12 protein-coding genes are annotated in these 12625 nt (G+C 44.6%); 8 read left to right on the forward strand and 4 right to left on the reverse strand.

Annotation, left to right across the window (positions count from 1 at the left end):
- Positions 1 to 34: 34 nt before the first annotated feature.
- From I1A42_RS19170 to cobT, 3 genes are read left to right on the forward strand one after another with little or no spacing between them, the layout of a single operon-like run.
- Positions 35 to 1594 (forward strand): cobyric acid synthase, encoded by a 1560-nt coding sequence (locus I1A42_RS19170; RefSeq protein WP_196124494.1) that lies wholly within the window; start codon positions 35 to 37, stop codon positions 1592 to 1594.
- Positions 1591 to 2352 (forward strand): adenosylcobinamide-GDP ribazoletransferase, encoded by a 762-nt coding sequence (gene cobS, locus I1A42_RS19175; RefSeq protein ID WP_161154693.1) that lies wholly within the window; start codon positions 1591 to 1593, stop codon positions 2350 to 2352. The genes I1A42_RS19170 and cobS overlap by 4 nt, the downstream gene beginning before the upstream one ends.
- Before the next feature lie 42 nt (positions 2353 to 2394).
- Positions 2395 to 3453, forward strand: coding sequence for a nicotinate-nucleotide--dimethylbenzimidazole phosphoribosyltransferase (gene cobT, locus I1A42_RS19180; protein WP_196124495.1), 1059 nt, complete (start codon positions 2395 to 2397; stop codon positions 3451 to 3453).
- A gap of 85 nt (positions 3454 to 3538) precedes the next feature.
- Here the strand turns inward: cobT and I1A42_RS19185 are convergent, their stop codons facing one another.
- From I1A42_RS19185 to I1A42_RS19200, 4 genes are all read right to left on the reverse strand, one after another.
- Positions 3539 to 4969 carry a nucleobase:cation symporter-2 family protein gene (locus I1A42_RS19185; RefSeq protein ID WP_196124498.1) on the reverse strand — a complete coding sequence of 477 codons (1431 nt, stop codon included), beginning with the start codon at positions 4967 to 4969 and terminating at the stop codon, positions 3539 to 3541.
- 299 nt (positions 4970 to 5268) lie between these two features.
- On the reverse strand, positions 5269 to 6210 hold the full coding sequence (gene puuE / locus I1A42_RS19190) for an allantoinase PuuE (protein ID WP_196124500.1): 942 nt from the start codon (positions 6208 to 6210) through the stop codon (positions 5269 to 5271).
- 94 nt (positions 6211 to 6304) lie between these two features.
- Positions 6305 to 7039, reverse strand: coding sequence for an aspartate/glutamate racemase family protein (locus I1A42_RS19195; protein ID WP_196124502.1), 735 nt, complete (start codon positions 7037 to 7039; stop codon positions 6305 to 6307).
- A gap of 20 nt (positions 7040 to 7059) precedes the next feature.
- Positions 7060 to 7740, reverse strand: a complete 681-nt coding sequence (locus tag I1A42_RS19200) for a GntR family transcriptional regulator (RefSeq protein WP_161154703.1) — start codon at positions 7738 to 7740, stop codon at positions 7060 to 7062.
- A 298-nt stretch (positions 7741 to 8038) separates the two neighbouring features.
- Here I1A42_RS19200 and I1A42_RS19205 point away from each other — a divergent pair, with 298 nt between their 5' ends.
- The 5 genes from I1A42_RS19205 to I1A42_RS19225 all read left to right on the forward strand — a co-directional run bounded on the left by I1A42_RS19205 (position 8039) and on the right by I1A42_RS19225 (position 12603).
- Positions 8039 to 9493, forward strand: a complete 1455-nt coding sequence (locus I1A42_RS19205; protein WP_196124504.1) for an NCS1 family nucleobase:cation symporter-1 — start codon at positions 8039 to 8041, stop codon at positions 9491 to 9493.
- Positions 9494 to 9747: 254 nt separating this feature from the next.
- Positions 9748 to 10539, forward strand: a complete 792-nt coding sequence (locus tag I1A42_RS19210) for a transporter substrate-binding domain-containing protein (RefSeq protein WP_196124505.1) — start codon at positions 9748 to 9750, stop codon at positions 10537 to 10539.
- A 17-nt stretch (positions 10540 to 10556) separates the two neighbouring features.
- Positions 10557 to 11225, forward strand: coding sequence for an amino acid ABC transporter permease (locus tag I1A42_RS19215; protein WP_196124506.1), 669 nt, complete (start codon positions 10557 to 10559; stop codon positions 11223 to 11225).
- Between the two features lie 12 nt (positions 11226 to 11237).
- Complete coding sequence (locus I1A42_RS19220; protein WP_196124507.1) at positions 11238 to 11888, forward strand: amino acid ABC transporter permease; 651 nt, start codon at positions 11238 to 11240, stop codon at positions 11886 to 11888.
- Entirely contained in the window at positions 11875 to 12603 is a 729-nt protein-coding gene (locus tag I1A42_RS19225) for an amino acid ABC transporter ATP-binding protein (RefSeq protein ID WP_161154713.1), read from the forward strand. The genes I1A42_RS19220 and I1A42_RS19225 overlap by 14 nt, the downstream gene beginning before the upstream one ends.
- The last annotated feature ends 22 nt before the right edge of the window (positions 12604 to 12625 follow it).

Here is a 12625-nt window from a genome sequence, read left to right on the forward strand (position 1 = left end):
ACGCCAATACTGAGCTAATAATGGAAGGTAAAGAATGAGCCGAGCAATCATGATTCAGGGGACAGCATCGGATGTGGGTAAAAGCATATTAGTGGCTGGACTATGTCGGATATTGCAGCGAAAAGGTGACAGGGTCACCCCGTTTAAAGCTCAGAATATGGCGTTAAATTCCGGTATCACTCGCTCCGGTGATGAAATGGGACGTGCGCAAATTTTTCAGGCCGAAGCGGCGGGGATTGAGCCTGATGTGCGCATGAATCCAGTATTGCTTAAACCGACAGGAGAGCGACGTTCTCAGGTTATCATCATGGGCAAAGTATTCGATAACATGGAAGCGGTAACTTACCATGAATACAAACCCAAGTTGCAGCAACAAGTCTTTCAAGCCTTCAGTTCGTTAGCGCGCGACTTCGATACCATTGTGCTTGAAGGGGCAGGTAGCCCAGCAGAAATTAATCTGCGCGATCGCGATATCGTGAATATGGGCATGGCAGAACTTGTGAATGCGCCAGTTATTTTGGTCGCCGATATTGATCGCGGTGGTGTTTTCGCTTCTATTTACGGGACGATCGAATTGCTTAGACCAGAAGAAAAGCGTCGCGTGAAAGGGGTCATCATCAATAAATTCCGTGGTGATGTCGCGTTATTAGAATCGGGTCTGAAACAGATTGAAGAACTCACTGGGGTTCCTGTCATTGGGGTTGTACCGTACCTTGATGTGGATTTAGAAGAAGAAGATGGTGTTGCGCTGCAGCCAGAGAAATTGCGCCACCAATTAGGTATTCATCACGCTCAAGATAAACTTGATATTGCCGTAGTAAGCTTGCCGCGGATCTCTAATTTTACCGATTTCAATGCGTTGGCTGCGCAGCCAGATGTGCAGTTACGTTATGTGCAGCACCCAGGTCAACTGGGTCAACCCGATTTAGTGATTTTGCCAGGCAGTAAAAACACGCTCGCTGATTTGGCGCATCTTAATCAAATTGGTATGAGTGATGCGATTGTCGCACTTGCTAATCATCACACACCTGTTTTGGGCGTTTGTGGTGGTTACCAAATGCTCGGGCATACCATTATTGATGGGGTTGAATCCGGCATCGATTCCATGCCTGGTCTTGGTTTATTAGATTGTGTCACGCAGTTTAAGCAAGACAAACACACGACTCAGGTCGTGGCACAGACGTTAAAAGGTCACGGTTTATTTAATGGTATTTCCCACTCTATTTCAGGCTACGAAATCCATATGGGAGAAACCGAACTTGGCCCTGATGCCCGTCCATTTATTCAAATAGAGCAACGTAATAGTGACAATGTCACGCTAAATGATGGGGCGATTAACCTAAGTGGTCATGTTGCTGGCACCTATATTCATGGTCTGTTTGATGATGGTGCTTACACGCGTTATTTACTGAATCATTTACGGGTTAACAAAGGGTTAGAGCCGCTTGCTGATGATGTATTTGACTATTCCCAATACAAACGCGAACAATTTGACCTTCTGGCTGTCGAATTAGAAAAAGTTCTTGATATGGAAGCCATTTACCGCATCATGGATGATTTCACATTGACACTGGCAAAGGATATTGAAGCATGAAACTGTTTTTCGCGACCTTGCAATTTATGAGTCGCTTGCCTGTTCCGCAACATTGGACTGAAGGCTTCGAGTTTAAAGAATCATACAAAGGCATTGTTTTTTTCCCGTGGATTGGTGTGATCCTTGGTGCACTTGGTGCCTTTTTCACCCATGTTGCACTCACTTGGTTACATCTGGGTCCATTTATCGCCGCAGTGATTTATGTGCTAACTCTTGCGATCGCAACAGGGGGATTACATCTTGATGGTCTCGCCGATACCTGCGACGGTATTTTTTCTGCTCGGGTGCGCGAGCGGATGTTAGAGATCATGAAAGATAGCCGCATCGGGACTCATGGTGCATTGGCGTTGATTTTTGTTCTGGTGTTGAAAGTGGTTGTGGTTGCGCAGTTGTTAACCCAAGCGCCGCAAATGGCGTTTAGTGTGTTGATTGCCGCACCAGCTCTTAGTCGTGCTTTGATGACCGTTCTTATGTATAACCAGCCTTATGCGCGTGAAAATGGCTTAGGTAATGTATTTATTGGTAAAATTACTCGTCAACATTTCTGGATTACGCTCGTCGTAGGATTAATTTTAGTGTGTTGGGCTGTGGGCGGCATAGGTATTGCAGTATTTATCGTGGCTTACTTGTTCAGTTTGGGCTATCGCCAATATGTTCATCACTACTTAGGTGGACAGACTGGTGACACACTTGGAGCGGGTAATGAATTGTTTGAAGTCATAGTTTTACTGATTGTTGCGAGTATGATTGGCGTATAACGTCTTAGTCGTAACACGACGTAGTTCTTAGGAGAATCGCTAATGACGTCACTAACCACGTTAGCGCAAAGTATTATCCCGGTTGATGATGAAGTTCGCACACTAGCAGAACATCATGTATCAAGACTGTTCAAACCTGTAGGCAGTTTAGGTCAATTAGAACAACTGGCTTGCCAGTTATCGGCAATTTATCGCACCACGCACTGGGACATCGGACCCAAAAAAATCTTTGTCATGGGGGCCGATCATGGCGTTTATGAAGAAGATATCGCCGTTTCCCCGCGTGAAGTCACCGCAATTCAAGCTATTAACACGGTTAAAGGTGTGACTGGTGTGGCTGCGCTCGCATTTGCCAATCGAGTCAAAGTCGAAATGGTGGATGTGGGCATTGATAGCGATGTGTTACCCGGCGTGACGAATTTTAAAGTGGCACGCGGCTCGGGCAATATTGCTAAAGGGGCTGCGATGAGTGCTGAAGTGGCTGAAAAATTAATCGTCGATTGTGCTGACTATGTGAGCCAATGCATTGATTCTGAGGGGTTAAAAGCCATTGGTATCGGTGAATTAGGTGTTGGCAATACAACCGCCGCTGCTGCCATGGTGTGCGCGATTACCAATCAAGAACCGACCGAAGTGGTTGGTCTTGGTGCTAATTTCCCAAGTGATCGTATTGAGCACAAAATTGAGGTTGTGCGTCAGGCGCTCGACATCAATTGTCCTAATCCAACCGATCCTATCGATATTGTCGCCAAAGTCGGTGGGTTCGATTTAGCCGGTATGACCGGGGTGATTTTAGGTGGCGCAAGTAAGCAGGTGCCGGTTGTATTAGATGGTTTTCTTTCTTATGCCGCGGCATTGTTGGCGTGTAAAATTGCACCAAATGTGTGGGATTATCTGATTCCGTCGCATCGATCTGCTGAGAAAGGGGCCTCATTAGCGCTTGAAGAACTGCAACTAAAACCTTTTATCGATATGGAAATGCGTTTGGGTGAAGGTTCTGGCGCAGTGCTTGCCATGCCTTTTATTGATGCTGCGCATGCCATGTATAACCGAATGGCAAAAATGGAAGATAACGGGCTAGAGTTACCTAAACCGTTATAAACTTTTTTTGTATGTTTCATATGCAAGGCCGAATCATTAGATTCGGCCTTGTTAGTTGTTGAGTAAAGAAACTTAACACTGTGCTTTAGCTAATTTTTTGCATGGCTGCAGCAGGTAAGCTGTCTTCTTTCGCGGCTTGGCGTTCTAAATTAGATTCTGTTTTTGCTTTTGGATTTGGCAGAATGATACTCATCACGATAGCGGCAATACCGCTGGTGGTGACCGCTGAGCCGAATACACTTTGAATGACTTTTGGCATCTCTTTCATCACTTCAGGCACAAGCATAACGCCCAAGCCTAAACCAAATGAAACGGCAAGAATCATGAGGTTACGACGATCTAGCTGCTCTTGAGCAATAATTTTAACCCCAGCGGCGGCGACAGTGCCGAACATGACCAATGTCGCACCGCCTATCACGGGTTTGGGAATGGTCGTTAAGATGCCCCCAATGATAGGAAATAGGCCCAACATGAATAAAATGATGCCGACAAAGTAGCCCACATAGCGACTGGCAATGCCTGTTAAATGGATAACACTGTTATTTTGGCTAAAGGTTGTATTTGGAAATGTATTAAATACCGATGCCAATAGTGAATTAAATCCATCGCCTAAAATACCGGCTTGGATGCGTTTAAAGTAGGCTGGACCAGTAACAGGCAACTTTGTGATAAGGCAGTTGGCGGTTAAATCTCCAGTCGATTCAATGGCAGTAATGGTATAAATCACAGCAATCGGAATAAAGGCGTACCAATCAAAATCAAAACCATATTTAAACGGTACGGGAATACTCAATAAAGGTTGATTAAAAGCGTTTGTAAAATCGACCATCCCCATGATAGCCGCTGTGATATAGCCTACTAACATCCCAACTAAAATAGCAGACAGGCGCACCATAAGGTGATTAGAACGATACAAAACAACGATCACGGCCAAAACAACGCCACCTAAAATTAGATTATGCCATTGGCCAAAATCAGCAGCGCCAACACCACCGGCGAGATCGGTCATGCCCACTTTGATCAGGGAAATACCGATGGTCGTCACGACAATGCCCGTGACCACCGGCGTCACGATACGATGTAGCTTACCGATAAATTGAGACAAAATAATCTCAATAAAAGCTCCCACAAAACAAACACCAAAGATCATGGCGAGGATACCTTCTGGCCCAGCGCCCTGAGATTTAGCAAGAAACCCAGCGGCAAGCACAGAACTGAGAAACGCAAAGCTTGTACCTTGTACACAAATCATCCCAGAGCCAATTGGTCCAATTCGGCGTGCTTGAATAAAGGTACCAACCCCCGAGACAACCAGCGACATACTGATTAAATAAGGGACATGACTACCCAGTCCTAATACGCCACCGATAATGAGCGTTGGGGTAATAATTCCCACAAAGCTGGCAAGAACATGTTGTAGCCCTGCATAAATGGCAGGGCCGATAGCGGGTTTATCATCTAAGGCGTAGATCAAATCATGATCGTCGGCATTATCTACCTTGTTATTTGCTGACATAAATACTTCCTTGTATACAATATTGTTGACATTCTTTCAGGAAGAACTGTAGCAAACGATGTGCCATAAATTTTTAACCATATGGTCAAGTTAAATCAGGGGCTTAAGGACAGTGATAAAACTGACGCGAGTTATTTTCCACCGTTATGGTGCAACTGTGTGCATTTATGGGCAACGAGGCAGGTTAATAAATCGATGATTATCATCTAGTTTATGATTAACTAAGATTTGATAGATGTTACTGGGTATAAACACTTGCTCTGCTGGGAATAAGAGCAAGTGTGTTGTATTCAGTTGTTTTAATCAGCGGGATGATACTCTATCCAGTGCTCGGCAATCTCCCGACGTGATGCGATCCAAACTTTATCGTGGGATTGCACGTAATCAAGAAACTTCTTCAACGCCATAAAGCGACTTGGTTTACCCAACATACGGCAATGCATGCCAATCGACATCATTTTAGGTTTCGTTTCTCCTTCCTCATATAGGCAATCAAAATTGGCCTTGAGGTACTGGAAGAACTCTTCGCCATGACTAAAACCATAGGGTGAGGCAAAACGCATATCATTGGTGTCTAAGGTATAAGGAATGATCAAATGTGGTTTGCAGGCAGTGCTATCGGGTGATGTCGTAACTGGCATCCAAAAAGGCAGGTCATCACCATAGTAATCTGAATCATAAAGTAGGCAATCTTGCTCTGCGACCAATTGACGTGTGCGAGGGGAATCGCGTCCGGTATACCAGCCCATCGGCTTTTTACCTAATAAGTGTTCGTGCAGTTCAATGGCTTGCTGCATATGAGCACGCTCTTGTTCGAGTGGCATATCTTGATAGTGAATCCATTTTAAACCGTGACAAACAACGTCATAGTCTTGCTCTTTTATTGCCTTTACGACCTCTGGATTGCGTTCTAGCGCAGTCGCAATGCCGAAAATAGTCAGTGGTAAATCACGCTTTTTGAACTCATTTAAAATGCGCCATACGCCAGCTCGTGAACCGTATTCATAGAGCGATTCCATACTCATATGGCGATCTTTATACGCTTCTGCTCCGTACATTTCTGACAGAAACGTTTCGGCGTGCTCGTCACCATGCAATACACAATTTTCGCCACCTTCTTCATAATTCAATACAAACTGAATGGCGATTTTAGCTTGGTTAGGCCAGTTGGCATCGGGAACATTATCGCGGCCATAGCCAACGTAGTCACGAGGGTTACTGACGGAGTTCTTGTTTTGCATAGAATTTCCTTATTCTTTTACTCGACCATTCACGTAAAGGTCGGGCGTCGTGTTGTTATTGGTGTCTGTCCTCGTTAGATGTTGAGGGTAGACATTATTCTTTGGTCCAATGTTGATAGCGACCGACAAACGCTTTAGGTTTTGGGGCGGCGTAAAAACCGGTTTTTGCTGTGCGCAGCCCAAGTTGATCGAGCGATTCTGCTAACTTAACGGCTGCTGCTACACCATCAATTACAGGGACGTTCAACGCACTACTTAAGCGAGCCACCAGATCTGCCATGCCCGCGCATCCGAGTACGATGGCTTCAGCGCCATCATCATTAATCGCTAATAAACATTCATGATATAACGCCGAATAAAGCGTTGAAGTCATTGATTCTAATTCTTTTACCGGAATATCGGTGGCGCGAACACTCGCACACATTTGGCTAAAGCCGTAACGATCAAGTAGGTGATGGGCTGTAGGTAAAGTACTGCTCATGGTTGTGACGACACTGAAACGGCGTGTGATTAAGCTCGCCATATGAAATGCAGCTTCAGCGATGCCAATAACGGGAACAGAGCTGAGTTCTCTCGCTGCATCTAGGCCTGGATCGCCAAAGCATGCAATGATATGGGCATCAACGTCATGTTCAATTCCAGTCTGAATTTCGTCCATTAACGCTGCACTAGCAATGATCTCATCAAATGCAGATTCAACGGTACTGGGTCCGTGTTGTGGTTGAGTTGCAATAATGGTGGTGTTTGATAATGCGACGGCTTTTGCTGCCGTCGCAATTTTGTCTGTCATGCCCTGAGACGTGTTGGGATTTATCACCTGAATCCGCATAACCACTCCTTGGATATCAGTTATTGTTGTTTTTGAGTATCAGAAAACAGTTGATGGAAATCGACTTGTCCATCATTGCTGCCTTCAAGGTTTATTGATTCTTTTACGTGAGTCAGGTGCCTTGTCATCCATGCTTGCGCTTGTTCGACGTTTCCTTGGTCAAACAAATCCAGCAATTCGACATGATCACTGCTATCACAGCAGACGCTATCACGACTGCCGTAAGCCGCGATGACCAAAGACGAGCGATAACAGAGCTGTTCGATAAACTCAGCAATAATTTGGTTATGACCAAGGTAGGCAAGTTCATAGTGGAATTGGGCCGTCAAACGAATGGATTTCGCCATGTCCTTATCGAGGTCTGCCTGCTTTTCTTGTTCGACCATGGTGCGAAATAGGCGCGATTGTTTCTTAGTCCACTGTTGTGCAATAGATGGAATCAGAAGTGATTCAAGCATGATGCGACTATCAAGCACTTCTTCCGATTCTTGACGAGTAGGGCGATTTACATGCGCCCCTTTGTTCGGTTGAATCACAACAAACCGTTCTAAGGCTAAACGTTGCAACACTTTGCGAATCCCCGTACGGCTAACGCCGAATGCTTCAGACAATTTATCTTCAGGAAGACGCTCACCTGGGGGTAATTGGTGCTCGACAATGGCAGTTAATATCTTCTGGTAAATCTTATCGTCGTTTGACATGACTAGTCTCATTGTTATTTTGTATACAATATTTCTCATTAAAATAAAGCAAGATGTATACCATTTTACTTGTCGGCAAGTAGGACGGTGCGGCCTAAATTGCGCTATTGCTTGCTCAGTAAGCCGCATTATTATGCGCCTTTGTTGGGCGTAAGTGGTGTGTTTTGGTGCAGAACATCACTATATAAACGTTGGTGACAGCCTTACACCCTTGGCATGTCTAACTTTGCACTCATTGGCATATTCCTTGAATAAATTTGTATCGGATATTGTATACAATTTAGAAAGGAAGAATGAAATGGACAAGGAACGCCCAGTCAGTGCTCGCCTGAGTAATGATGATTTACTCCCTGATAAAGAACAAAAATGGGGGTGGTATAGTATTTTTGCATTTTGGATGTCGGATATTCACAGTGTTGGCGGCTATGTTTTTGCTGCCAGTTTGTTCGCGTTAGGTCTGAACGGCATTCAAGTATTTATCAGTTTGTTGGTAGGGATCATGGTTGTAATGGTGTTTGCCAATTTAATGGGGAAACCGGGCCAGCAAGCGGGAGCCCCATTCCCAGTGATTGCTCGTATGTCATTTGGGGTGTTTGGTGCGAACATACCAGCAGTGATTCGCGGGTTAATTGCCGTGGTTTGGTATGGTATTCAAACCTTTTTGGCCTCCAGCTCTTTTATCATTTTATTGCTCTACTTTTTCCCTTCGATGGCGAGTTTGGCGGATTCAAGCTTTTTAGGGCTTTCCTATCTTGGTTGGACCGGATTTCTCGCTATGTGGGTCCTGCAAGCCATTGTCTTTATGTTCGGTATCGACATGATTCGTAGAGTGATCGATTGGTCTGGGCCAGCGATCTATATCGCCATGTTCGCATTGTGCATCTATATGATCGACAAAGCGGGCTGGGATGCAATTTCATTCAATTTGGGGAGCAAAGAACTGACTGGTTGGCAGTCTATCGGACAAATGATCGTTGCAGCTGCGTTGGTGGCTGGATATTTTGCCGGTCCAACCTTGAATTTCAGTGATTTCTCGCGTTATTGCCAAAGTTATAACAAATTGAAGTTAGGTAACTGGTTGGGGTTACCGCTCAATTTTGTCCTGTTCTCTGCTTTCAGTGTCATTATTGTATCGGCCTCTATTCCTGTATTTGGTTCAATGGTGACGGATCCAGTCGAAACCGTAAAACGTTTGGATAGTGGCATGATCACTGTGCTTGGGGCGCTGACATTTATTTTTGCAACGGTTGGCATCAACATCGTCGCAAATTTTGTTGCGCCAGCATTTGACTTCTCTCATGTCTCACCACAAAAGATCAGCTTCCGTACGGGGGGATTAATTGCTGCGGTTGGGTCGGTGTTATTAACGCCTTGGAACTTGTTTAATAATCCGGAGGTTATTCACTACACCGTGGATATCCTTGGTGCATTTATTGGTCCTTTGTATGGCATCATTATCGTTGATTATTACTTAATTAAACGCGGCAAAATTGATGTGGCATCGTTATATACAGAATCGCCTCAAGGTCTTTATTGGTACCAAAATGGCATTAATATGAAGAGCGTGTATGCCTTGGTAGCCGCGGGCGTGATTGCAATTGTGGCCACATTTTTTGTCCATGATTTGGCTAATTATGCGCTATTTATCGGGGGAGGCTGTGCTGCGGTCTTTTATCGTTATTTGATGGAAGTAGAAAGTCATAGCGAAACTGAAACAAATGGAACAACCAATATGGCCAAAGCACAACAATAAGGAATGAATTTTCTGAGCTCACCTGATGTGAGCTCTTTTTTGGTGCGGAGATGAAACGATTGCACCATAAAAATTAAATATTGCACCAATAGTTTCCAGTGAATGCGATGGCTAGTCGACCTAATATTTAGGTTTATCCCTTAACTTATTGAAATATAGCAATAAGCTATGTTTTTAATTGTTCTGGCACACTCGTTGCTTTAAATAAAGTAATTGGTTCAATCGTTTCAAAACAATACGGAAGGAGTCAACGGATGAAACTAATGAAACGTGTTGCGACAGCAGCCATGGCCCTCGGGTTATTACTTGGTGTCTCGAGTGCCCAAGCAAACCAACTGGATAAAGTCGAAAAAAGTGGCGTGCTAAAAGTAGCCGTACCACAAGATTTTCCGCCATTCGGTTCTATTGGTACCGATATGCAGCCACATGGTTATGATATTGATATGGCGAATTATTTGGCGAAACAACTTAATGTCAAAGTGAAACTGGTACCAGTGACTAGCGCTAACCGTATTCCTTATCTGCAAACAGGTAAAGTGGATTTGGTTATCTCCAGCATGGGAAAAAACAAAGAGCGTGCGAAAGTGATCGACTTTAGCGATGCGTATGCGCCATTTTACTTGGGTGTATTTGGTCAAGAGGGTAAAAAAGTCACTCAGGCATCGGATCTAGCGGGTAAAACTATTGCGGTGACTCGAGGTTCTGTTGAAGATTTGGTGTTGAGCAAATTAGTTCCTCAAACCACTACCATCAAACGTTTTGAAGATAACAACTCAACGTTGGCGTCTTACCTATCTGGTCAAGTTAGCCTTATCGCAACGGGTAACCTCGTGGTGACAGAAATTGCTAATCGTTATCCTGACAAAGCGCCTAAAGCGAAATTTATGTTGAAGAACTCACCATGTTTCGTTGGGGTAATGAAAGGCGAACCAGAACTGCTTAACAAAGTGAATAGCCTGATTAAACAAGCGAAACAGCAAGGTGTGTTAGAAGGCTTTTCTGAAAAATGGCTAAAAGCGCCATTTCCAAAAAACTTAGGCGCATAAGAGATTAGGCGATTGTCATGAGTTACCAGTTAAATTTTTCCGGATTAACTCCCTACCTGCCACAGTTCGTGGCAGGGCTTGGCACCACGGTAGAGCTCACTTTGATCTCGACCGTTGGTGGCCTAGCACTAGGTACTGCGTGTGCGGCGATCAAAACCAGTCGCAATAACTTCTTAAAAGGGGTTTGCGCGACCTATATTGAGATTATTCGTAATACGCCATTTATTGTGCAGCTGTTTTTTATCTTTTTCGGTCTACCCGCATTAGGGTTGAAATTAAGCGCGTGGGAAGCAGGCTTAATTGCCATGATCATTAACTTAGGCGCTTATAGTGCTGAGATTTTACGCTCAGGCATCGATGCGACACCGAAAGGTCAATGGGAAGCGGGGCAAACGTTGGGCTTAACTCGGATGCAGGTATTTACCCGTATCGTGTTACCTCCAGCGTATCAGCGTGTGTATCCTTCGTTGGTCAGTCAATGCATCATCGTGATGTTAGGCTCTGCGGTGGTATCGCAGATTTCGGTGGAAGATCTGACTTTTGCCGCTAACTTTGTTCAGTCGCGCAGTTTCCTAAGTTTTGAATCTTATATTGTTACTGCTCTGATTTATCTCGTCCTTGCCGTCATCATGCGTCAGCTATTTGCTGTCATTAAACGCGTGCTATTTAAGAACCCATCGTTATAGAGGCCGCTAATTATGATGCAATTTACTGATTGGGATATTTTGAGAAGTTTATTGATGGCAGCACGCTGGACCATTGCCTTATCCTTGGTCGCCTTTATTGGTGGTGGTGTTATCGGATTACTGCTGACTGTTTTGCGCAGCTCTAAACATGTTGCGTTTGGCAGAGTTATTCAATTGTATGTAGAGCTGTTTCAAGGCACACCACTGTTGATGCAGCTGTTTTTGTGTTTCTTTGGTTTGTCCCTGTTTGGCATTGAAGTCAGTGCTTGGACTGCGGCCATCATCGCTTTAACTTTATATAGCAGTGCATACTTTCACGACATTTGGCGTGGCTGTATCGAGGCGTTGCCCAAAGGGCAGTGGGAGGCGTGCCGCACGCTAGGTTTAACCTATTTAGATACCATGCGTTACGTGATCGCACCGCAAGCGGCTCAGCTATCGATAGCGCCTACCGTTGGTTTTTCGGTACAGATTGTGAAAGGAACCGCACTCGCTTCTATCATCGGCTTCGTTGAACTGACTAAGGCCGGTACCATGCTAAATAATGCGACATTTCAACCATTTAAGGTCTTTGCCTTCGTCGCTATCATCTATTTCATTATTTGCTTTCCGCTTTCTGCGTTAGCTCGTCATCTGGAGAAACGTCAAAATGTCAGTCGTTAGTGTTGAACAAGTCCATAAATACTACGGTGAAAACCACGTCCTTAAAGGTGTCGATCTTAAGATTGGGCAAGGGGAAGTCGTATCTATTATCGGTCGCAGTGGATCGGGTAAAAGTACCTTATTACGTTGTATGAATGGCTTAGAAGATTACCAACAAGGCGCGATTGTGGTAGATAGCCAAGCGGTTGAAAACGACGATTACAAATTGCGTTTACTCAGCCGTAGTGTGGGAATGGTATTTCAAAGTTTTAATCTCTTCCCGCATATGACTGTAGGTGAAAATGTTATGCTGGCACCTAAATTGGTGCTAAGAAAAAGCCCAAGTGAATGTGAAAAACAAGCCAAAGCGTTATTAGAAAAAGTTGGGCTAGGGGATAAGTTTGATGCTTACCCAACCAATTTATCCGGCGGTCAGCAGCAGCGTGTGGCGATCGCGCGATCGCTCGCTATGTCACCAAAAGTGTTGTTATGTGATGAGATCACCTCAGCACTTGATCCTGAATTAGTCGGTGAAGTCCTCAAAGTGTTAGAACAGTTAAAGCAAGAAGGGATGACACTTATCTTGGTCACCCATGAAATGAACTTTGCTCGTGATGTCGGCGACCGTGTGGTGTTTATGAACCAAGGCAAAGTTTGGGAACAAGGCCATAGTGAAACGGTATTTGCTAACCCACAGACACCAGAATTACAAAGTTTCCTAGCGGCAGTGCGTTAAGAATCATCGCTGGATTAAGAAC

It is taken from the genome of Vibrio nitrifigilis (assembly GCF_015686695.1).
GTDB classification, from domain to species: domain Bacteria; phylum Pseudomonadota; class Gammaproteobacteria; order Enterobacterales; family Vibrionaceae; genus Vibrio; species Vibrio nitrifigilis.

Bases quoted from the DNA above. Each gene is read 5' to 3' on its own strand.
- I1A42_RS19170 (WP_196124494.1), top strand. From the start codon at position 35: ATGAGCCGAGCAATCATGATTCAGGGGACAGCATCGGATGTGGGTAAA.
- cobS (WP_161154693.1), top strand. From the start codon at position 1,591: ATGAAACTGTTTTTCGCGACCTTGCAATTTATGAGTCGCTTGCCTGTT.
- cobT (WP_196124495.1), top strand. From the start codon at position 2,395: ATGACGTCACTAACCACGTTAGCGCAAAGTATTATCCCGGTTGATGAT.
- I1A42_RS19185 (WP_196124498.1), bottom strand. From the start codon at position 4,969: ATGTCAGCAAATAACAAGGTAGATAATGCCGACGATCATGATTTGATC.
- puuE (WP_196124500.1), bottom strand. From the start codon at position 6,210: ATGCAAAACAAGAACTCCGTCAGTAACCCTCGTGACTACGTTGGCTAT.
- I1A42_RS19195 (WP_196124502.1), bottom strand. From the start codon at position 7,039: ATGCGGATTCAGGTGATAAATCCCAACACGTCTCAGGGCATGACAGAC.
- I1A42_RS19200 (WP_161154703.1), bottom strand. From the start codon at position 7,740: ATGTCAAACGACGATAAGATTTACCAGAAGATATTAACTGCCATTGTC.
- I1A42_RS19205 (WP_196124504.1), top strand. From the start codon at position 8,039: ATGGACAAGGAACGCCCAGTCAGTGCTCGCCTGAGTAATGATGATTTA.
- I1A42_RS19210 (WP_196124505.1), top strand. From the start codon at position 9,748: ATGAAACTAATGAAACGTGTTGCGACAGCAGCCATGGCCCTCGGGTTA.
- I1A42_RS19215 (WP_196124506.1), top strand. From the start codon at position 10,557: ATGAGTTACCAGTTAAATTTTTCCGGATTAACTCCCTACCTGCCACAG.
- I1A42_RS19220 (WP_196124507.1), top strand. From the start codon at position 11,238: ATGATGCAATTTACTGATTGGGATATTTTGAGAAGTTTATTGATGGCA.
- I1A42_RS19225 (WP_161154713.1), top strand. From the start codon at position 11,875: ATGTCAGTCGTTAGTGTTGAACAAGTCCATAAATACTACGGTGAAAAC.